The organism is Vibrio sp. A1-b2 (assembly GCF_021726015.1).
Lineage (GTDB): Bacteria > Pseudomonadota > Gammaproteobacteria > Enterobacterales > Vibrionaceae > Vibrio > Vibrio diazotrophicus.
The window spans coordinates 438,301-460,046 of the sequence record NZ_JAKKCI010000004.1; the positions used below are offsets into that span (position 1 = coordinate 438,301).

The 21,746-nt window shown below is 42.5% G+C and carries 23 protein-coding genes; 17 read left to right on the top strand and 6 right to left on the bottom strand.

The features are described from left to right. The 16 genes from pseC to L3V23_RS12195 all read left to right on the top strand — a co-directional run bounded on the left by pseC (position 1) and on the right by L3V23_RS12195 (position 14,002). Complete coding sequence (gene pseC / locus L3V23_RS12120) at positions 1-1,188, top strand: UDP-4-amino-4,6-dideoxy-N-acetyl-beta-L-altrosamine transaminase (RefSeq protein WP_102965603.1); 1,188 nt, start codon at positions 1-3, stop codon at positions 1,186-1,188. Further along, entirely contained in the window at positions 1,185-1,892 is a 708-nt protein-coding gene (pseF, locus tag L3V23_RS12125; RefSeq protein WP_102965604.1) for a pseudaminic acid cytidylyltransferase, read from the top strand. The genes pseC and pseF overlap by 4 nt, the downstream gene beginning before the upstream one ends. Then, positions 1,876-3,381, top strand: coding sequence for a UDP-2,4-diacetamido-2,4,6-trideoxy-beta-L-altropyranose hydrolase (pseG, locus tag L3V23_RS12130; protein ID WP_102965605.1), 1,506 nt, complete (start codon positions 1,876-1,878; stop codon positions 3,379-3,381). Before pseF ends, pseG begins: the two co-directional genes overlap by 17 nt. A gap of 7 nt (positions 3,382-3,388) precedes the next feature. Further along, positions 3,389-4,438 carry a pseudaminic acid synthase gene (pseI, locus tag L3V23_RS12135; protein WP_102965606.1) on the top strand — a complete coding sequence of 350 codons (1,050 nt, stop codon included), beginning with the start codon at positions 3,389-3,391 and terminating at the stop codon, positions 4,436-4,438. Positions 4,439-4,650: 212 nt separating this feature from the next. Beyond that, positions 4,651-5,496: a lateral flagellin LafA gene (lafA, locus tag L3V23_RS12140; RefSeq protein ID WP_188234028.1), complete on the top strand. Its 846-nt coding sequence runs from the start codon at positions 4,651-4,653 to the stop codon at positions 5,494-5,496. A 296-nt stretch (positions 5,497-5,792) separates the two neighbouring features. After that, positions 5,793-6,638, top strand: coding sequence for a lateral flagellin LafA (lafA, locus tag L3V23_RS12145; protein WP_188234028.1), 846 nt, complete (start codon positions 5,793-5,795; stop codon positions 6,636-6,638). A gap of 202 nt (positions 6,639-6,840) precedes the next feature. After that, complete coding sequence (locus L3V23_RS12150) at positions 6,841-7,587, top strand: hypothetical protein (protein WP_102967163.1); 747 nt, start codon at positions 6,841-6,843, stop codon at positions 7,585-7,587. Positions 7,588-7,693: 106 nt separating this feature from the next. Further along, positions 7,694-9,031 (top strand): flagellar filament capping protein FliD, encoded by a 1,338-nt coding sequence (gene fliD / locus L3V23_RS12155; protein WP_237292383.1) that lies wholly within the window; start codon positions 7,694-7,696, stop codon positions 9,029-9,031. A gap of 9 nt (positions 9,032-9,040) precedes the next feature. Beyond that, positions 9,041-9,433 carry a flagellar protein FliS gene (locus L3V23_RS12160; RefSeq protein WP_102967161.1) on the top strand — a complete coding sequence of 131 codons (393 nt, stop codon included), beginning with the start codon at positions 9,041-9,043 and terminating at the stop codon, positions 9,431-9,433. Between the two features lie 7 nt (positions 9,434-9,440). Then, on the top strand, positions 9,441-9,728 hold the full coding sequence (locus L3V23_RS12165; RefSeq protein WP_102967160.1) for a hypothetical protein: 288 nt from the start codon (positions 9,441-9,443) through the stop codon (positions 9,726-9,728). 2 nt (positions 9,729-9,730) lie between these two features. Continuing rightward, positions 9,731-10,738, top strand: a complete 1,008-nt coding sequence (locus tag L3V23_RS12170; protein WP_102967159.1) for a flagellar hook-length control protein FliK — start codon at positions 9,731-9,733, stop codon at positions 10,736-10,738. Positions 10,739-10,742: 4 nt separating this feature from the next. Continuing rightward, positions 10,743-11,207 carry a flagellar basal body-associated FliL family protein gene (locus L3V23_RS12175; RefSeq protein WP_102967158.1) on the top strand — a complete coding sequence of 155 codons (465 nt, stop codon included), beginning with the start codon at positions 10,743-10,745 and terminating at the stop codon, positions 11,205-11,207. Then, the gene (locus L3V23_RS12180) at positions 11,208-11,903 is read left to right on the top strand and encodes a sigma-70 family RNA polymerase sigma factor (protein WP_102967157.1); all 696 of its coding nucleotides are present in this window, start codon (positions 11,208-11,210) and stop codon (positions 11,901-11,903) included. It abuts the gene before it with no gap. Position 11,904: 1 nt separating this feature from the next. Next, entirely contained in the window at positions 11,905-12,759 is an 855-nt protein-coding gene (motA, locus tag L3V23_RS12185) for a flagellar motor stator protein MotA (protein ID WP_102967156.1), read from the top strand. Between the two features lie 6 nt (positions 12,760-12,765). Further along, positions 12,766-13,689, top strand: coding sequence for an OmpA family protein (locus L3V23_RS12190; RefSeq protein ID WP_102964355.1), 924 nt, complete (start codon positions 12,766-12,768; stop codon positions 13,687-13,689). Positions 13,690-13,699: 10 nt separating this feature from the next. Then, on the top strand, positions 13,700-14,002 hold the full coding sequence (locus tag L3V23_RS12195; protein WP_146029434.1) for a hypothetical protein: 303 nt from the start codon (positions 13,700-13,702) through the stop codon (positions 14,000-14,002). 309 nt (positions 14,003-14,311) lie between these two features. Here the strand turns inward: L3V23_RS12195 and L3V23_RS12200 are convergent, their stop codons facing one another. Beyond that, positions 14,312-15,649: a hypothetical protein gene (locus tag L3V23_RS12200; RefSeq protein WP_146029433.1), complete on the bottom strand. Its 1,338-nt coding sequence runs from the start codon at positions 15,647-15,649 to the stop codon at positions 14,312-14,314. Between the two features lie 292 nt (positions 15,650-15,941). Here L3V23_RS12200 and metE point away from each other — a divergent pair, with 292 nt between their 5' ends. Next, complete coding sequence (gene metE / locus L3V23_RS12205; RefSeq protein WP_102967153.1) at positions 15,942-18,251, top strand: 5-methyltetrahydropteroyltriglutamate--homocysteine S-methyltransferase; 2,310 nt, start codon at positions 15,942-15,944, stop codon at positions 18,249-18,251. A gap of 76 nt (positions 18,252-18,327) precedes the next feature. Here metE and L3V23_RS12210 read toward each other — a convergent pair whose 3' ends face one another. The 5 genes from L3V23_RS12210 to L3V23_RS12230 form a co-directional block, all read right to left on the bottom strand. Beyond that, the gene (locus L3V23_RS12210) at positions 18,328-18,723 is read right to left on the bottom strand and encodes a GspS/AspS pilotin family protein (RefSeq protein ID WP_102967152.1); all 396 of its coding nucleotides are present in this window, start codon (positions 18,721-18,723) and stop codon (positions 18,328-18,330) included. 1 nt (position 18,724) lies between these two features. After that, positions 18,725-19,021 (bottom strand): YciI family protein, encoded by a 297-nt coding sequence (locus tag L3V23_RS12215; protein WP_102940591.1) that lies wholly within the window; start codon positions 19,019-19,021, stop codon positions 18,725-18,727. 97 nt (positions 19,022-19,118) lie between these two features. Beyond that, positions 19,119-19,520, bottom strand: a complete 402-nt coding sequence (gene yciA, locus L3V23_RS12220; protein ID WP_171137512.1) for an acyl-CoA thioester hydrolase YciA — start codon at positions 19,518-19,520, stop codon at positions 19,119-19,121. A gap of 116 nt (positions 19,521-19,636) precedes the next feature. Further along, positions 19,637-20,182: a septation protein A gene (locus L3V23_RS12225; RefSeq protein WP_042488305.1), complete on the bottom strand. Its 546-nt coding sequence runs from the start codon at positions 20,180-20,182 to the stop codon at positions 19,637-19,639. Positions 20,183-20,336: 154 nt separating this feature from the next. After that, positions 20,337-21,632, bottom strand: coding sequence for a dicarboxylate/amino acid:cation symporter (locus L3V23_RS12230; RefSeq protein ID WP_042488308.1), 1,296 nt, complete (start codon positions 21,630-21,632; stop codon positions 20,337-20,339). Between the last annotated feature and the right edge of the window lie 114 nt (positions 21,633-21,746).

Below are 21,746 nucleotides of genomic sequence, written 5' to 3' on the forward strand. Positions count from 1 at the left end.
ATGAACGTGATTCCTTACGGTAAGCAAGAGATTACTCAACAAGATATCGATGGGGTTGTTGAGGTTTTGACATCGGATTTTCTAACTCAAGGTCCCAAGGTTCCTGAGTTTGAAAGCGCGCTGACGCAACACACTGGTGTTAAGTATGCCTTCGCGGTCAATAGCGCAACCTCTGCACTGCATATTGCATGCTTAGCTTTAGGTCTTAGTGAAGGCGACTGGCTTTGGACTTCTCCGATAACTTTTGTCGCTTCAGCTAACTGTGGCCTGTATTGCGGTGCAAAGGTAGATTTTGTCGATATTGATCGTTCGACTTATAACATGTGTCCGAAAGCTTTAGAGCAAAAGCTAATCGTTGCCAAACAAAAAGGTATGTTACCTAAAATCGTTGTACCAGTGCATTTATGTGGCCAGCCTTGTGATATGCAAGCGATTCACAAACTAGCCCAAGAATATGGATTTAAAGTGATTGAAGACGCTTCCCACGCAATCGGTGGTCGCTATCATGACAAGCCTATTGGGAATTGTGAGTACTCAGATATCGCTGTGTTCAGTTTTCACCCGGTGAAAATCATTACCACTGCCGAAGGTGGTGCGGCTGTAACCAACGATAAAAAACTTGCTGATAAAATGGCGCTTTTGCGAAGTCATGGTATTACTCGTGATACAGATCTTATGCAGGGCGAAAGCCATGGTGATTGGTATTATCAGCAAATTGACTTGGGTTATAACTACCGAATGACTGAGTTGCAGGCGGCATTAGGTGTTACTCAAATGCAACGTTTAGAGTCGTTCGTTGAAGCTCGCCATAGTTTGGCTCGCCGATATAACCAGCTATTGGTCGATCTTCCGCTCGTTCTTCCACATCAATTGGATAACACCTATTCAGGATTGCACCTATATGTGGTGCGTTTAAAGCTTGCAGACATCTCTTTGACCCATAAGCAAGTATTCGATGCGCTTAGGGCCAGCGGTATTGGAGTGAATCTGCACTATATACCTGTTCACACACAGCCTTATTACCAAAATATGGGTTTTAGAAACGGCGATTTTCCCGAATCTGAGCAATATTATCGAGAAGCGATTTCTCTGCCTCTGTTTCACGGTATGACAAACGAACAGCAGGGGCGGGTGGTTGAAGTCTTATCTCAAGTACTATTATCCCAAGTTCAGAAAGATAACTTATGAAATTGGCGATTATTCCTGCTCGTGGTGGCAGTAAACGTATACCACGCAAAAATGTTAGGCTTTTTCACGGCAAACCTATGATCGCTTACTCAATAGAAGCCGCCTTAAATTCTGGTTGCTTTGATAGAGTGATTGTTTCCACTGATGACAAAGAGATTGCCGAGATTGCTCGACAATACGGTGCACAAACGCCTTTTATACGTCCTGCCGAGATTTCGGATGACCATGCAACAACAATGGACGTTATTCATCATGCGCTCACTTGGTGTGAAAGCAACGGAGACGATATTGACCATGTATGTTGTATATACGCAACGGCTCCATTTGTTACAGCAAGCGACTTAAAACAGGGCTATGAGAAATTAGTAAACAGTGGGAATGTTGAATTCGTATTTAGTGCAGCAACGTATTCTTTTCCGATTCAAAGAGCGATAAAGCTGTCTGAAAATGGCTCTGTAAGTATGTTTTCTCCTGAAAACGAAATGGTCCGTTCACAAGATTTGCAAGAAGCGTATCATGATGCAGGACAGTTTTACTGGGGAAAGAAAGAGGCATTCATGACCAAAAAAGCCATTTTCTCTGAACACTCACGAGTGGTTCTTCTGCCCAGACACAGAGTCCAAGATATTGATACGTTAGAAGATTGGGTGTTTGCGGAAGCTTTGTTCTCATTATCTAAGGAATCATATGCGAGTAGTGATTAGGGCTGATGCGTCTGTTTGGATTGGAAGTGGACACATCATGCGTTGCTTGGTTTTGGCCGATGCGCTAAAAAGCCTTGGGCATGAAGTAATTTTTGCTTGCCTACCTCTCGAAGGAAATCTGTTTTCGATCATAGAACAACGTGGATTTCCCATTTTACAGCTTTCACTACCTGAAAATCCGATCGCAATCCAGCATGACGCGGACTACTCCGCTTGGTTACAACGGCCACAAGAACAAGATGCCGCGGACTTTATATCGAATATTAATCATGCCGATCTTGTTGTGACGGATCACTACGCTATAGACCATATATGGCAAGATAAAGTGCGTGAGGCTTTGCAATGTAAACTGGTTGCTTTGGATGACTTACGCAGGATTCATAGTGCTGATTTAGTTATTGATCAAACGCTTGGACGTAAAAGCAACGACTACCCAACCTGTGAACGAGTTCTTGCTGGTACTTCGTACGCACTGCTATCCCCACAATTTGTTAAATACAGAAATCGGGCCTTTTGTCGAAAGATGAGTGGCAATATCCCGCGCATTCTGATCTCTATGGGTGGGGTGGACTTGCCGAATGCGACCTCTCAAGTGATAAATGCAGTTGTTGGTACATACAGGGCTAATTTCACTGTTTTACTTAGCCCAAGATCGCCACATTACCAACAAGTGAAAACCATGTGTGAGCAAATCCCCAACGTCACCCATCTGGATTTCTCCAATAACATGGCTGAACTGATGTTAGACCATGACTGCGCCATTGGAGCTCCAGGAACAACGAGTTGGGAAAGAGCTTGCCTCGGATTGCCAAATATCGTTATTCCATTGGCGGAAAATCAAAGGGAGACATCCATACAGTTAGAAGCGGCTGGAGCTGCTCTAGTTGTTCAACTGAATGAAATAGATAGCGGATTAGTGGATAAGCTAACCCTGATTACAACCTCTTGGCCTCAGTACGTAGATGCAAATTTAAGAATCTGCGACGGTTTAGGGGCAAATAGGGTGGTTTCAGAGATGGTCAATCTTTGTCATCCTCTTCAAAAGATTGAAAATCAATATAAGCTTGTTCCCGCCAGCATAGACGATATTTCTATTGTCTATGAGTGGCAACGTCATCCAAATACTCGCCGTTTTGCGCTGAATCCGAATGTGCCTAGTTGGGAAGAACATTTGGCATGGATGAATGCAAAGCTAAAGTCACACAACGATTTCTTTTACATGATTTGCGAGATATCTACTGGCTCAAAAGTAGGCGTGGTTCGACTTGATAAAAGTGGTCAAGACTATGTGATATCTATTTTCATTGACCCTTTTCGATATGGGAAAGGTATTGCAACCGAAGCTTTGAGGCTTGTCGATACTCGTCATTCTGACCTAGTGATAAAAGCCACTGTTCTGAAAGACAACCAAGCATCGCAGAAGTTATTTTTAAACGCCAAGTATAGAAGATTGACGAGTGAGACTTTTATACGTGAACCTCGGAATTAAGCATTATATGACTTCTTACATTGAGATAGACGGACGAAAAATAGGTCCTGATTTTCCCCCTTATATTATTGCTGAACTATCTGCGAATCATAATGGTGACATTCAACGAGCCTTCCAAATAATGGAAGAAGCCAAGATGGCTGGCGCAGATGCTATCAAGCTACAAACCTATACTCACGAGACGATCACGATAAAATCGGACAAGGAAGATTTTCAAATACAGGGTGGGTTATGGGATGGTCAAACACTCTACGAACTGTATAAAGGTGCACATATGCCATGGGAATGGCATAAACCCTTATTTGAAAAAGCCGCGGAATTAGGTATTACCATTTTTAGCTCTCCTTTTGATTTCACAGCAGTAGATTTGTTAGAAGAGCTTGATGCTCCTGCTTATAAAATCGCTTCTTTTGAGTTGGTGGATTTACCGCTTATTAGGCGTGTCGCTCAAACTGGTAAGCCGATGATAATGTCAACGGGAATGGCTGATGAAGAAGAAATCAGACAAGCTATTGACGTTGCAACGCAAAACGGTTGCTCTGAACTAGTTGTGCTGCATTGTGTGAGTGGTTACCCAGCACCAGCAGAGCAATATAATTTGCGCACTATTGCAGATATGCAATCACGTTTTGGCGTACTCGCGGGACTCTCAGATCATACGATTGATAACGCTACTGCGGTGACGTCGGTTGCTCTGGGAGCATGTGTGATTGAGAAACACGTCACTCTGGATAGAAATGGTGGTGGTCCCGATGATAGTTTTTCATTAGAACCTCGAGAGCTGCGAAATTTATGTCGGGACGCAAAAACTGCTTGGCAGTCATTAGGGCAAATCAATTATCAAAGAACAGAGTCTGAACGAGGGAACGTAAAGTTCAGACGTTCACTTTATATAGTTCAAGACATAAAAGCAGGCGAAATATTCACTCATGACCACGTCCGTTCAATTCGACCGGGCAACGGAATTGCTCCTAAATATCTTGATGACATTCTCGGTAAAGAAGCGAAGTGTGATTGCAGTTATGGAGATCCTGTCAGGTTCGATATGTTTAAGTAATGCCATTCTAATATCAATAATAGAAGCCAGCCTTATAGTTGGCTTTTATTATTTTGGCTGGTGTTTGTAAGATTAATTATTTTTCCTGTAGGAATATTCCGTTAATACTTTAATCTTCGTTTTTTTTGAAATAAATAAAATCACCCAGCCGTAACTAATAAGTGAAAGGGATACGAAAATATCCTTAGTTAAATTCCTGAGAGGTACACATTATGGCTATTTCACTACATACTAACTACGCTAACCTAGTTACTCAAAACACGCTAAACAGCACAAACAACGCGCTATCAACTTCAATGGAGCGTCTATCAACAGGTTACCGTGTAAACTCAGCAGCAGATGATGCAGCGGGTCTTCAAATCGCTAACCGTCTAGAGCTTCAATCTCGTGGTATGTCAGTAGCATCACGTAACTCTCAAGACGCAATCTCAATGATGCAAACAGCAGAATCTTCAATGGATGAGATGACCAACATCGCATACCGTATGAACGATCTAGCAACGCAATCAGCGAACGGTTCAAACACAGCAGAAGACCGTGCAGCTATCGATGCAGAGTTCAAAGCACTTGCTTCACAAATGGGTGAAATTTCTAAGAACACTAACTTTGGTGGTCAAAAGCTGCTTGATGCAACATCAGGTATCTTTGCTCAAGGTGCAGTAACATTCCAAACAGGTTCAACCACTGCAGAGACAACAAACGTTGCAGTAAGCACTGGTCTAGCATCATTGAACGCGGCGTTAAGTGGCTTCGCGTCAATGTCTCTAGCAACTGCAACAGGCAGCACATCAGCAATGACAGCACTAGAAGGCTTCATTAACAAAGTTGGTGCTTCACGTGCGGCGTTCGGTGCTCAAATCAACAACCTAGAGCACAACATCAATAACCTAGCAAACATGACAGAGAACCTAGAAGCGTCTAAAGGTCGTATCATGGATACAGACTTCGCATCTGAGTCAGGCAACATGTCGAAGAACCAAATGCTAATGCAATCTGGTGCACAAATGCTAAGTGCAACGAAGACAATTCCACAACTAGCGATGTCAATGCTAGGCTAATTTAAAATTAGTTCTGAATGTAAAAGCCAGCGCATGTCGCTGGCTTTTTTATGCCTCTAATTTTTACAAGACTGCTATTTTTTTTGCGTTCTATAATAGTCACTTATTTAATGGTTTTTATTCTATCTACTTATAGAAATATATTCTTTTGTAAGAATAATTATTTTTTGTGTAGGAATATTCTGTTAGTGGTTTTATTTTTATTTTTTCTGAAATAAATGAAATGAATGAGCCGTAATTAAATAGTGTAAAGGATACGAAAAGTATCTAACCGAATTTTCTAAGAGGAATATATTATGGCTATTTCACTACATACTAACTACGCTAACCTAGTTACTCAAAACACGCTAAACAGCACAAACAACGCGCTATCAACTTCAATGGAGCGTCTATCAACAGGTTACCGTGTAAACTCAGCAGCAGATGATGCAGCGGGTCTTCAAATCGCTAACCGTCTAGAGCTTCAATCTCGTGGTATGTCAGTAGCATCACGTAACTCTCAAGACGCAATCTCAATGATGCAAACAGCAGAATCTTCAATGGATGAGATGACCAACATCGCATACCGTATGAACGATCTAGCAACGCAATCAGCGAACGGTTCAAACACAGCAGAAGACCGTGCAGCTATCGATGCAGAGTTCAAAGCACTTGCTTCACAAATGGGTGAAATTTCTAAGAACACTAACTTTGGTGGTCAAAAGCTGCTTGATGCAACATCAGGTATCTTTGCTCAAGGTGCAGTAACATTCCAAACAGGTTCAACCACTGCAGAGACAACAAACGTTGCAGTAAGCACTGGTCTAGCATCATTGAACGCGGCGTTAAGTGGCTTCGCGTCAATGTCTCTAGCAACTGCAACAGGCAGCACATCAGCAATGACAGCACTAGAAGGCTTCATTAACAAAGTTGGTGCTTCACGTGCGGCGTTCGGTGCTCAAATCAACAACCTAGAGCACAACATCAACAACCTAGCAAACATGACAGAGAACCTAGAAGCGTCTAAAGGTCGTATCATGGATACAGACTTCGCATCTGAGTCAGGCAACATGTCTAAGAACCAAATGCTAATGCAATCTGGTGCTCAAATGCTAAGTGCAACCAAGACCATTCCACAACTAGCAATGTCAATGTTAGGCTAATTTAAAATTAGTTCTGAATGTAAAAGCCAGCGCATGTCGCTGGCTTTTTTATATTTCTAATGCTGGCTAAGAGTTATTACATTTTTTTGTGGGAATATTCCTTAACCATTGATTTGAATGATCTAAGCGAAATAAAGCTATTGAATAGGTCGTTATAAATAAGTGTAGAAAAGCTGATTTAACCATTTAAAAGGAAATTATCATGATTATTTCTGTCCCCACTAATAATCAAGCTTATCTCACGACTCAGAATATCGTAACTGCGGATGTGAATAAGCCTAGTACCGCTGTCAATAATATTGATGAACGTGTGAACGCGGTTGTCGATGACAACGAGCAAACAAGCATCAAAATTGCCGATCGTTTAGCAGAGCGTTCGAATTTACCTGCTTACCAACAGAAAGAAGCGCAAAACACTTTAGCTCATATGCAAAATACTAAGAGCGTTTTATCTGAAATGGAAAGCGTAGCTTCACAGCTAAATGAAGCGATTGACCAAGACGATGCGCAAGGTAACGAAAAAATAGCTCAGTTACGGGCTCAGCTAAAAGACTTAAATAAACAGCTGAAAGACGCTCATACACCTGAAGCTTCTGGTTCTTCAACATCAGCTACTGGCGAAGAAAAAGAAGTAAAGGTTAAGTTCAACAGTAGTGAAATATCATCCATTGCTGAAACGTTAAGCAAAATCGAGTTAACGGAAGATTCTAAACCTATCGCGAAGCAGCATTTATCTGGCGATGCCGGACTGATGAGTCAATTGGCGAAAACTCGCGCCGAACTTGATACACAATTGCAAGATGCATATGCCTCGCACTCAACAGCTGATAGCCAAAGTGTGCAACAAGCAAGTACTGCATCCAAAAGTACCATGTTGGAGCCTAATGGAGCTCAACAGCTAACGGGAACGCAGACAACACCAGAGGTAGCGGTTTCAATCCTAAGCTAATTCCTACATAGGAATCAGCAGGGGTAGATGTTACCACTTTGGCTAACGCCCTATCATATAAATAGAAAGATCTGTCATAACGGTTGAGCCGTTTTTGGAGAGAATTATGCAAATCGATGCCTCAGCATATGCTGACCAACTCGCTTATTACGAGGTTTATGCGGCTCAAAACCGTTACTCAACACAGTTGAGTACTCTGCAAAGTCAAAACAGCATGCTCGGTAAAATCGATAATGCTTTGGATGCGTTAGATAACATCCTGTACAAGTTTACCAAGCCGAAAGGTACGCTCGCGCAAAGTGCAGTGACTCAGTCGAGTGAAGAATTTTTCTCGGTAAACGCTGCAGGTTACGCAAAAAATATCAACATGGATATTTTTGTAGAACAGACGGCTGCATCGCACCAAATAGCGGTTAACGCGACGGGTACAGAAACCTCAGACATCTTTGCGGTCGCGGATGGTAAAACAACGCTCACCGTGAATTTTGATGGTGTGGACAAAGAAATCACACTGGGCGCAGAGGCTGACGATGATGGAGACGGCAATGTCTCTTATCAGGAAATGGTTAACTACTTCAATAAAACCATGGATGGCGGTGTTAGTGCTTCGTTAGTTCGTTCGAGCGGAGACATGAAACTGTTGTTTAGTTCGGAGGAAACGGGTGTTGCAAATCAGTTTACGGTAACGGCATCACATGCAGATACCGGAGAACTAGACGCTTTTACAACCGCTAACCAAAAAGTGATTAAAGAAGGGCGTGATGCCATCATCTGGATGGGTGATTACGGCTCTGGTATTGAACTGACTAACAGTAGTAACACATTTGAAAACGTTGTGAATGGTGTCGATATCACTATCGCGAAAGCGAATGCCGCTGGCGATGATACGACAAACTTCTCTATTGGTCCTGATAGTGCCGCCACAATCGAAACGTTGAACGAGTTTGTTGCTGCGTATAACGAAGCTCTGAAAGTGCTGAATGAAGCAACACGCTCAGGTAGTGAGACAGAAGAGCGTGGTGTATTGGCTTCAGATGGTTCAATTCGTGGCATTACTAGCGAACTGAAGAACCTAATTCGTACCTCGTACAATGGCGTCAGCTTGTTCGAAGTGGGTCTATCGCTCAACAAAGAGGGCGAGTTGGAACTCGATGCGGAGAAGTTTGATGAGGCCTCTGAACTTTATGATTTAGACGCAATATTTGTTGGTGAAGGCGGTCTGTTCAAGACCATGGAATCAACCGTTGAAAAATATGCGGATTACAACACAGGCTCTCTAAAGACGAAGAGGGATCGCAACTCCCTACAACAAGAGCGCGTCAATGATAAGTTAGATGAACTCGATACTAAGTATGAAATGTATTACAGACGTTATCTTACTCAATTTACTAGTTTGAATAACATGATGTATTCGATGAACTCCATTTCAACACTATTTGCTTAAAGGTAGACAATGTTACTAGGTAATCAACAACAAGCGGCATATAGCAATGTGCAGATTCAAGCTAATGCTTCAGTGTCAAACACCTTTGAACTGATTTGTATGCTGCATGACCGCTTAGCTATCGAGCTAGACACGATTGTGTTTGCTATCGAAGAGAAGGATTTCCTAAAGAAATCAAAATCAGCACAAAAGGCCATCGACATTCTGATGGCATTAGATGCGTCCTTAGATTTGGATAATCCTAATGAACTGATTGAAAACATTCATAATCTTTATGAACACAGCATTGCAACTGTGTTTAAAGGTTCTAAAGATTTAGATACTCAAGTGATCAAAGACCTGAAACAACCACTCGCGGATTTACGCGAAGGTTGGGAAGGGGCGATGAAGCTTTTGAGCTAATTTGATTATGAATCAGCAAGAATTAACCAAATTGTTGGCTTTTTATCAACGTGCACTTAATGAGCGTAGCGTTGAAAATATCGAGCGCAGCGTAAATCTGTTGCAAAAGCATCTACCTGCTGTGGACCAAACAGCAGAGGAGAACCTGGACGTACTTGCAAAGCTCAAACAGGTTCATCTAGAGGCAACTTTGTTTATTCAAAATGAAAGGGATCTCGTCAAAGCAGAAATGGATAGCTTAGGTAACAATAGGGCAAGAGACTTTGCCTATCAAAAAACGCAATTAAGTCGATAATTATGATTAATGGTTTAAGCCATAGTTCTACAGATACAACTACACTCGCAGAAGGCTCCGTGCTGAATGCCAAGCAGGGATTCGGTGGTAGCCTTCCTTCTGGCACTGAGACTCAGAGCTTCGCTGCTTTACTTTTGGGGACCGACTCTGAAACCTTAGAGTTCGAGTTGGGCGTAGGTTCAACGGAAACCGAAACCGAATCCGGTGACATTCTTGATCTAGTTTCAACGCTAACAGACGACGCTACTGCGGAGATGAATGACGAAGCTGTTGCATTGACGGCCGTCGCTGTCGCAACAACACACTTAGCAAACGCGACAAAGGAACCTTCAGTATCTGCGTCTTCTTCAGCGAAAGACTCTCTCGTATCAGCAGTTTCAAACGTGATGAGCACCAGTGCCTCTCTGACAACCGCTCAAGTTGCGACTAATCAATTGGCAACGAGTTCGCTGGTTGCACAAAACATCGTAGATAGCAGATTGATTGACGTTGCTGCGGTAAAAGAGCAAACGGTATCCGCTGATGCATTGTTAAATAATCACTCTCAATCTGCTCGCAGTGAGGTTAATGCTAACCTGCAGTTTAGAGCGGTTATGGATAAATCTCTTTCAGCGCAGGAGTTAGGTGAGCGTTTAAGCGCAACGATTGCTGACAAAGTTAGTGTGCAAGTTAACGCCAAAACGCCAACGGCGACCATTCGTTTAGACCCACCAGACCTTGGGAAAATCGAGCTGGTTGTGAAACTCGATAATGACAAGCTTCATATTCAAATCAATGCTTCATCCAATACAACTCGAGAGTCAATTCAGATGACATCGGATCGCTTAAGAGCTGAGCTGGTTGAACAAAACTTTTTAAATGTCGACGTATCTGTTTCTGGTGATCAGCAACAAACCACAGAGCAGGACTATTTCGTATCAGGTGATGAATTTATGGTTGTAGAGAATTCTGCAGGCCTTGATTTAGATACGGTACAAGATGTCGACAACAATGAATTAGCAAGAGCGTAATATTATGAAAATTGTAATCGCGGTATTAGCATCCGTATTATTAACCGTTGGCGCAATTATCGGTTTAAGTTTCGCAGGTATTAATGTTGGTGGCATGTTTTCTGGCGACTCTTCAGAACAACAAAAAGTGGAAATTATCAAAGATGCACCTCAGAACTTTGATTTGAATACACCGACAGTTGAGGTGCCATTACATGGGATGTTAATTCCGATCACTTTCTCTAAGCGTCAAAGTTTGTTGTTGTTAGATCTTTACTTATATACACCGGAAAGTAATGAAGCAGAGTTAAAAACTCATATCCCCAAGATTAAAAACCAAATCTTGAAAGTATTTAGCTTGAAACCTGCAGAATATTTTCGAGATGAAATGTTCATTTTGAATCTTCAAGATGATTTGGATTATATGTTTAAAAAGGAAAAACAGTGGCGAGTTAAGGAAGTGTTAGTCACCAAAGCGGTATATCAATAAATGTTGCTAGGTAAACAAGCGTACCAAAAGACGGAATTACAGCCCACAGCTCATAGGCATGCTATAGAGTCTGCGGCCATTCATTCTAATCTGCCTTTGATCAATCGTTCACTGAAGCGATACAGAGGAGCAGTAGACGAAGATACATTAGAAGATCTGCGTCAGACGGCTTTGATAACGTTTGTTACTGAGCTACGTAAATTTGACCATATTGTGAATGAAGACTTCATTAAGTCGGTCACTGTAAGAATGCGCGGAGCCATCATAGATGAGCTTCGCTCTCGCGATTATTTAAGTCGTGACAACCGAACACTGGCAAACAATATCAAGAAAGCTGAATCGGCTCTAATGGGGCAACTTGGCCGCACTCCGAGACAGTCTGAAATTTGTAAAGTGCTTAATATTACAGCGCAGGAATATCTAGATGCGATGTCTGACCTTGTATTAAGTGATGATATTGAACTGTATGACAGTGTTGATAATTCGGAAGAAGATAATAAAGAAGAGCTGGCATTATTTATTCAACAAGAGTTGGAAAAATTACCTGAGGAAGTTCAGCGTGTTATGTATTTAATGTATGTAATGGGATTAAGTACTCAGGAAACCGCACTCGCTCTAGAAATAAGTGAAGTTAAAGTTCACAGATTAAAACATAAAGGTGTCGAGGTAATTAAATCTCGAGCGGAGAGAATTTAGAATGAAGCAAATATTGGCATTCGTAGGGATATTAGCAGTTATTGGTGTGTCATTTGTTCTTCATGGGGGAAGATTAGGCACGCTTGTTAAAATATCTGAAATTGTTATTATTTTTGGTGCATCTATAGGTGGTCTGATTATTTCGTGCACGGTACCTACATTGAAATTAATGATGTCTCAGATTAAACAAACTATTGGTAAAAGTATCTACACCAAAGCTTATTATCAAGAGCTGTTGTCTTTGATGTTTGAATTGATCAATGTAGTGAAAATGCAAAACTTAAAGGCACTGGATACTCATGTAGAAAACCCAGAAGCAAGCAGCATCTTCACCAAGTATCCGACCATAATGAAGGACTCCATTACACTAAACTTTATTATCGATTCTTTCCGCCAAGTTATCAGTTCTAAGATCTCAGCACATGAGTTGGAAGCTGCACTGGAAGAAGAGATCGAAGTGTTGATGGAAGAGTATGAAAAGCCAGGTAATAAATTGCATGCGACGGCGGAAGCGATGCCGGGTATCGGTATTTTAGCGGCAGTAATGGGCATTATCTTAACCATGCAGAACCTAGATGCAGATGTGACTATCATCGGTCAGAGTATTGCTGGCGCACTGGTTGGTACCTTTACCGGTATTTTTGGTTGTTACTGTATGTTTGGCCCTCTTTCCAGCGCGATGCACGAAATTGCAGAAGAACAGGTAGCACCGCTTCACTGTATTCGCTCTATCATCACGGGCTATCTGCAAAACCTGTCTCCACATATGTGTGTCAATGCGGGTCGTAAGCACATTGAGAGCCATATTAAGCCTAGCTTTACTGAACTAGAACAAGCGCTTGAAGGACTTAGGTAATTTACTATGAGCACTGCTGGCGTAACCATTATTAAAAAAAAGAAGAGTAAAGGTTCTGATTTAACACATGGCGGTTGGAAAGTGGCGATGGCTGACTTGATGATCTCGATGATGTGTCTGTTCCTCATTCTTTGGCTTTTGTCTGTTATGGACTCTGAAGATAGTCAGGACCTAGTTGAGTATTTTCAGACTGGTCAATTGCAAACCGATGGATTAGGTAACTCAGTCAGCCCAATCACTTTGCAAGAAATAGCTACATCAAATCATGAATCTGACATGCATCGTATCGAAGATACTTCTCTGATCGAAGGTGAAGTAGACAGTCAGCAAGAGTTGGAAGTTTTTGCACGTTTGATAGAAGAGCATATTGAAGAAATTCAAGGTATGGGGAGCGTTCAAGTTACGGTGACTCCTCAGGGTTTGAAAATCATGATCAGTGACTCCGAGCAAGGGCAGATGTTTTACCGTGGTGGCGCTAATATGACGCCGTTCTACCAGGATTTGTTACTGCACTTAGCGCCAGTATTTAAACGTGTTACCAACGCGATGGTTATTACTGGTCACACGGATGCGAGTCGCTACGTGGGGTCGAAAACAACCAACTGGGAACTGTCTGCAAACCGTGCAAATCAGGCTCGTTATTTCTTGACTCAAGGCGGAGTATCTAATGATCAGATCTTTCAGGTATCCGGAATGGCAGACACTGCGCCACTCAACCCCGAAGATCCTAAGAGTTCTGATAACCGACGTATAGAAGTGTTTGTTCTTACTACTAGCGCACAGAAACAACTGAGTGAAGTGTATAAGAACCTACCTAAGATTGAATCTGCGGGTAAAGAGGCAGATAAAAAAGTAATGGATACCATTGAACGTCAGGAAAGAGAGGCCGCAAAAGCCGCTCGAGACAATCAGCTACCCACATCCTATTAGGCTCTAACACTTGTTTAGAAGCATACATAAGGTCAACAATGCGACTCTTCGTCAAATAAGACGTTGGGTTGCATGGCTGACCTTAGTTAATTATTTTCTGGCGGTTATCTACGCCACTGCTGCGCATGTGAATTCCTCTTGGATGTTCATGATTGGCGCAACCTTATTGGGCTACAACTACCTGTTTGTCCGTATGGTTGTCTCCATTCCCAAACGCACATTTGTGATGAAAAGCCATCGTCATCTCACCATCCCATGTGTACTCAGTGTGTGTATGGCTTGCCTTGTTATTGTTGTTAGCGTTTGGCGTTAGCTTGTCGTTATTACACAGTGAAACGCAACCACCACTAATCCTCACTTCCAATACATACAGTAAATCTAGGTAGAATTGATGAACGCAGGTGAGTTATGCCGCAATCGTTAGCCTTTCTCAGTATCAACGAATGATTGCTCAGTCATATTCCAAGCTGATATGGAGTTGCACCCTAGGTTTCACTGAGAGTAGCCTTGAAACAAACGACAACCAGATGTTCCTTGATAGGTATTTAGTTTTAATGAGGGGTATAAAAAGCTCTGCAATCGCAGAGCTTTTGTGTATGTGGGGGAAGAGGAAGGAGAGCGGTTAGCGCTCATTTCCTTCTTTAATCACTTCTTTTTGAGCGATAGAAAGCAAGTTATCAATACTTGCGGTGTTTTGAAGGTTGGCAATGACACGTGTTGCTTTGAGTTTCAGTTTCTTATCTGAGTAGGTTTCTTCATTAAGGTTGTAGAAAACCTTGTTCAATATCTTAGTTGCGTTTTCAGTTGAACATTTAGGCAGCAGCATGATCAACTCATCTTCGTGTTTTGGATTCTTGATCAGATAGTCACTTGCTCGGATAAAGGAACTAACGGTATCCACCATGAATTTTTGTGCGACCAAATGAGCGTTATGCTCTTTTGCTTCATCCAAATCATACTTAATTAGGATCAGAGAGTTCACTTCGTTGCCGTTGACGACATCTTCCAAATGGCGAGTCTTAGTTATCTCAAAGCGGTAGGTTTTTGTACCTTCATCGTAGAAGGCTTCTTTCCGCTCAACCATGTTCATGGCCATTTTATCGAAATCACGCTTGTTGATGATCATGAAGATCATGCAGAAGACGATCAGCGAATACACAACCGTTAAGTAGGCTTTGCTTAACCAGAGCTCAAGATACGAAACTTTTAACCTAAGAATGTTCTTTTGGTCGATGTTGTAGTTTTCGTGATAGTTGAAAAGAGGATTCTTAGTGGTTGAGAACACATAGATGTTCTTCCCATTCTCATATTTCTTTTCAATCAGTACTTTAGTGTTAAAGGCTTCGTTAACTGGGATATCTAAAACCAAACTACCTGTTTTTTCACCGTTGTGCGTAATTGCGGTGGAAAGCGTCAGTGTGATTCCGCCAGCTTGAGTGTTCTCGAAAATGTCGTAAGTGTAGGCACCAGTACTCGATTTACTATTGTCGTAAAGGAACGAACAGTACTCGGAAGTGCTGCATTTGATCTCTTCTTTGTAAGTCGAGCGTCCGGTTGGTTTCACACTGTAGAAGATAGATTTAGAGTGGAATGAAAGGTAGCTAAGAGCGTTAACATAACGGCTATTCACAAACTCTGGGGCGCTGTTGTAGAGCTGTGTCAGAGTATCGAGTGTTCTCACATCGGTAAGATCAATGGTGTTGTCGTTAAATAGATATTTTACATCTCGATTTTGTTTTTCGACGATGGAAGCATCCTGCTCTTTGCTCAATTCTGATTGAATATTGCTTGCCGTAATATGCAGTTTGTCTCGCGCAGCATCAAACACAGAAATGAAGTTATTGAAGTCGTGTATTTTTTGTTTAACAAGGCCATTAGTGATCACTGCGAGATGCAGTGCATTCAATAATATGCCCAGACATAAACTAACTAATACTGTTAGCAGGATTTTTTTCATCACTCAAACTCAAAATGGGGGTTAAAACTAAACTCACTATTTTAGGTTCGTGTGGATTTTGCTGTATGTAGGATTAGTCTGTTTGTGGTAACGGAAAGGCCGTTTACACAGTGATGGTCAACATCCTTTCTCGTTGGGGTTGCAGCCTTGTTCGTTAAGCAGGTTTGGTGTGTATGAATATTTTTAATAAACAAGTTGAATATTAGTTGATTGTTTCATTGAGCGGTTAGCGAGATAGTTTAGCCATCCAGACATCTTTTGCGTCTAACCTCAGCTTAATAGAAGGAACGATCACATGGCGACAATTACACATATTTTGGGCTATCCACGTATTGGCGAAAAACGCGAACTTAAATTTGCACTAGAGAAATACTGGCGTGGTGATATCACTCAGCAAGAGCTAAAAGCGGTGGGTAGCGAAATCCGCCACAACAACTGGGCTTTACAGAAAGAAGCGGGCTTAAGCTTTGCGACAGCGGGCGATTTTGCATGGTATGACCATGTTCTTACAACTACTTTGCTGCTTGGACATGTTCCTGCTCGCCATCATCTATCTCATAACAAAGATAGTTTTCCAGATCTCGATACGCTTTTCCGCGTTGGGCGTGGTCAGTCGCAAAACTCGTGCGGTTGTAGCGGCAGTGCGGCGTCCGACATGACCAAATGGTTCAATACTAACTATCACTACATCGTTCCTGAATTCAGTTCTGATGATAAGTTCGAAGTGAGCTGGCCGCAGCTATTTGAAGAAGTCAACGAAGCGGTGAAAACAGGTGCAAACGTAAAACCTGTGCTTTTGGGGCCTGTGAGTTATCTCTACTTGGGTAAAGAAGTGGAAGATAATTTTGACCGTTTAACTTTGCTTCCACGTTTGCTGACGGCTTATCAAAACATTTTGTCTAAGTTGGCTAAACAAGGGGTAGAGTGGGTTCAAATCGACGAGCCAGTACTGTCACTTGAGTTAGAAAGCCAATGGCAAGATGCATTTAAGCTGGCGTATCAGGTACTGCAAGGCGATGTAAAAGTGCTGCTAACGACCTACTTTGATTCGGTGATTGATACATTGGACAAAATCGTTGCACTGCCTGTAAACGGTCTTCACATCGACATTTCGGCCGCGCCACAGCAGTTAGAAAGTGTACTAGAGAAATTGCCACAACAGTGGGTGTTGTCAGTGGGTGCTATCAACGGCAGGAACGTTTGGCGTGCAGATTTAGGCAACCTGCGTAACAGATTGCAGCCAGTAAAAGATAAGCTGGGTGATCGCCTTTGGATTGCGAGTTCATGCTCACTGCTGCACAGCCCGGTGAATTTGGAACTCGAACAAAATCTCTCAGCAGAAGTGCGCAGCTGGTTTGCGTTTGCCAAGCAAAAAGTCACTGAAGTCGCGCTACTTGGACGAGCATTAGATGGCGACCAAGAAGCGATTCTGGCTTGTGATACTTACAGCTTGCCTATCGTAGATAGAAAAACCGCAACGCATGTGAACAAGCCGCAAGTGCAATCGCGAGTGAACACTATCACTGCATCATTAGCGCAGCGTAGTGAGCCGTACGAAAAGCGTGCGGTGATACAAGCGAAGCAACTGGGTTTACCATTGTTCCCAACCACGACCATAGGCTCATTCCCGCAAACCAACGAAATTCGTACTCAACGCAGCGCATTCCGAACAGGGGTATTACCAGAAGCCGAGTATATTTCAGCATTGAAAGGGCACATTGCAGATGCAGTGAAGCGTCAGGAGTCTTTGGGGCTGGATGTCTTGGTACATGGCGAAGCGGAACGTAACGACATGGTTGAATACTTTGCTGAAAACCTATCAGGCTTCCAAACCACTCAGTTTGGTTGGGTGCAAAGTTACGGCTCTCGCTGTGTTAAGCCAGCGATTGTGGTTGCAGACATTGAACGTGAAAAACCAATCACTGTTGAATGGTCAGGCTATGCTCAATCACTAACCAATAAGAAGATGAAGGGGATGCTGACGGGCCCTGTCACAATCTTGTGCTGGACTTTCCCGCGTGAAGATATCAGCCGTAAAGAAATCGCTCAGCAACTGGCACTGGCATTACGTGACGAAGTGTCTGATTTACAAGATGCAGGGATTAACATCATTCAGATTGATGAACCGGCGATTCGCGAAGGCTTACCTCTGAAAAAGCGTGACCACAAGGCATACTTAGATTGGGCAGTGGAAGCGTTCAAGATATCTGCGGCAAGCGCCACACCGCAAACCCAAATTCATACACATATGTGTTACAGCGAATTCAATGAGATCATTGACTCAGTGGCAGCGCTGGATGCAGATGTGATTACGATTGAAACCTCCCGCTCGAACATGGAACTTCTGAAAGCCTTTGAAGACTTCAATTATCCGAACGAAATTGGTCCGGGTGTTTACGATATTCACTCGCCAAACATTCCAACACAGGAATGGATTGAAGGCCTACTGCGTAAAGCGTCTGCCAAGATCCCAGCAGAACGATTATGGGTAAACCCTGATTGCGGTCTGAAAACTCGTAACTGGAAAGAAGTGGAAGCATCACTGATCAACATGGTGTTAGCGGCAAAAACCTTGCGCGAAGAAGCACAAAGTGACGCAGCTTAATTACAAGTTGGAATAACAAACAAGGGGCTCATGTGAGCCCCTTGTTTGCAGAACAAAGCATTTGTAGAGAACAAAACTATTGTGAAGCGCAAGTTTGCTGCGTGATGGTTTCATCCACCATCAGTTGTCCGCGAGTGTTACGCATTTTGATTCGGTAACTTAAACCCACTTCTAGATTTGCTTTGATATTTTTGTCTGAGCAAAAGGTTTTGATGCTACTTTGCATAACCTGAGTTACAGGTTTGGCATTTTTATCATCAGCGTTATAAACCATCATCATTTCAATACTGGTGCCTTTAGCTGTCGCACGCATGATATTGAGTGGGCCGTACTCTAAAGGCAGTTCAGCGCTCAGCAGGCTGGCTCTATTATCCGCGAGTAGTTCAAGGTTTCTCTGGTTGTCTGAACTAGAGCTACAACCTGAAAGCAGAACTAAGCCGAAAGCGATAATTCCAGCGGTACTTTTTTTCATACTAAAATACTTTTTTGAACGGTTTGATGATGACATTAGCATAAACACCTGCTGCCACATAGGGATCTGCGTCTGCCCATGCTTTCGCTTCTTCTAATGAGTTGAAATCAGCAATAACCGTTGAACCAGTGAAACCTGCTTCACCTGGGTTTTCAGAATCGATGGCAGGCAGAGGACCCGCTGTCAGCAAACGGCCTTCATCTTGAAGAACTTGTAAGCGTTCTAAGTGCGCAGGACGAACACTCATGCGTTTTTCCAGAGAGTTCTCAACGTCTTGAGAAAAAATGACATACCACATAATCCATATCCTTATTAATGACTGAAACTGCAAGTTACCGGCAACTAATGTACTGAAACTTGGCAATATTTAAACCTTGATGGTGATATTTCTGTGATCAGTTCCCTGCGTTAATCGGGCGAGGGCGCCCATCGGAATCAATCGCGACATAATTAAATGTGGCTTCACACACTTGGAAACGGTCACCGATGCCGTCAACTTTAACGGGCTTCACCCAAACTTCTAAGTTAATCGACATAGAAGTGCGGCCAATCCTAGTACATTCACCGTAACAGCAGACCACATCACCCACTTTCACTGGCTTTTTAAACGCGATACTGGAAACAGAGACGGTAACGATACGACCAGAAGAGATCTCTTTCGCTAAAATACCGCCAGCCAAGTCCAACTGAGACATAATCCAACCACCAAAGATATCACCATTTGCATTGGTGTCTGCTGGCATAGCGACGGTTCTAAGTAATAGTTGGCCTTTAGGGGAACTGACTTCCTGACTCATTTCAAATTCCGTAGTAAACAAAACAGCGACTGTGTTACCAAGTCGCTGTCAGAAAAGAGGGCATTATAGCAGTAAATTCTGCGGCTTATTAACCCCTAAGAGTCATGTATAACCATCTATTGGTTAGAATTTTTCTGCTCTTTAGGAAGATGTTTGTAAATATAAACGCCAGTCAGCAGAGTATAGACAAATGTTGCGATAAGAAGACCGAACACTTTGAAATTAACCCAGACATCCAAAGGCAATTGATAAGCAATGTAGATATTAACGACTGCACAGATAGTGAAGAAGGCAACCCATGCCCAGTTTACTTTCGCCCATACACTGTCAGGCAAAGTGATTTCCTTTCCTAACATACCTTTGATTGCTGATTTACCCATCAAATGACTGATAGTCAGGCCGAGAGCAAACACTGTGTAAACAATGGTCACTTTCCATTTAATGAAGTTGTCATCGTGAAGGAAAATCGTCATACCACCAAAGATGGCGACAACAGCAAAGGTAATAAGCTGCATTTTTTCCACTTTCTTGTACACGAAGTACGAAATAGCGACTTGAATGGCAGTTGCAGCGATCAACGCAGCAGTCGCGACATAAATATCGTATAGCTTAAAAAGCGCGAAGAAGATAATTAAAGGAATAAACTCAATCAGTTGTTTCATTATGTAGGTACATCCAAACTTTTCGTTGCCGACAGTCTACTCAATTTGCTCTGTCATCTGAATAGCCATTAGCGATTTAGTTACAAATTTGGCTATCTTGTTGTGGAAAGCAAAAAACCGCTCATTAGAGCGGTTTTTACTAGAGATTCAGCTGTTAAGCTTGCTGATCTTGATAAACTTTTTCAGCATCAGAATCTTCAATCATAGAATCAACGATCACTGCACAAGCTGCATCACCAGTGATGTTTAGTGCAGTACGGATCATATCGAAGACACGGTCTAGAGCGAATAGTAGTGGTAGACCTTCAATTGGAATGCCAGCAGCAAGAAGAACCGCTACAACCAAGAATGAAGGACCAGGTACACCAGCTTGACCTACAGCACCTAGTGTTGCAGTCACGATGATTGCAATGTAAGCACCCATTGATAGGTCAATGTGGAACAGTTGAGCAAAGAAAACTGCAACTAAACCGTAGTAGATTGCGTTACCTGACATGTTAATCGTTGCGCCTAGAGGCAGAACGAATGATGCTGTCGAGTTACGTACACCTAGGTCTTTCTCAACGGTGTCCATAGTAACAGGAAGTGTTGCCATAGAAGATGCTGTTGAAAGAGCAACCGCTTGTGGCTTCTTCATTGCGCTGATGAACTTCTTAGCTGAAGTTTTGCTGAAGAAATGAATCATTGCTGGGTAAACGATGAAACCAAAAATCAGGATAGCGGCTGTGTAAACAACAAACAGTTTGAATACCACCATTAGCGCGCCAAAACCGAATGTACCCACAGCTTCAGCCATCAGACCGAATACGCCGATTGGAGCGATAACCATCACTTTGTTGATCATCCACACCATTGAATCAACGATAGTGTTTACACCGTTGATTACTGGATCGCGTTTCTCTGGGCTTTGTTTAGAAATGGCAATACCTAAGAACAAGCAGAAAACGAGGATTTGCAGAATGTTTGCGTCGTTCAAAGATTGGAATACGTTAGTCGGAATCATACCGATAACCGTTGCCCAAAACGTAGGTAGTTCACCTTTTGATGCGTATTCTGCTGAGAACATGCCTTCAACACCAGAAACATCAATACCCATACCTGGTTGGAATACTTCACCCATAACCAGTGCAAGAACAACCGCTAGAGCAGAAGTCACAGCAAAGTAACCTAGAGTAACGAAACCAACTTTACCTGCTGAGTGGCTATTACCTAGGCCAGCTGCACCTGAAATCAGAGCTACAGCTACTAAAGGAATAACTAACATCTTGATTAAGTTAATAAAGATGGCACCCAATGGAGAAAACATTGTCGCATCGTGACCCATGACAGCACCGATGAGGGTACCGAGTACCATGGCAATCACAACTTGAACACCAATGTTCTGTAGTAAATTCTTTTGTTTTAACACTTCCTTAACCCCTGTGCTAATAATGTGTAAATTTCTAGACATAACCACTAACCAATCCTCGATTAATGGAAAATTATGTTGCTCGGTTTTTTACACTTATATTTCACAATTGGCAATATGCATCTACGTCGGATTTGACGTAATCACCCATTTTTG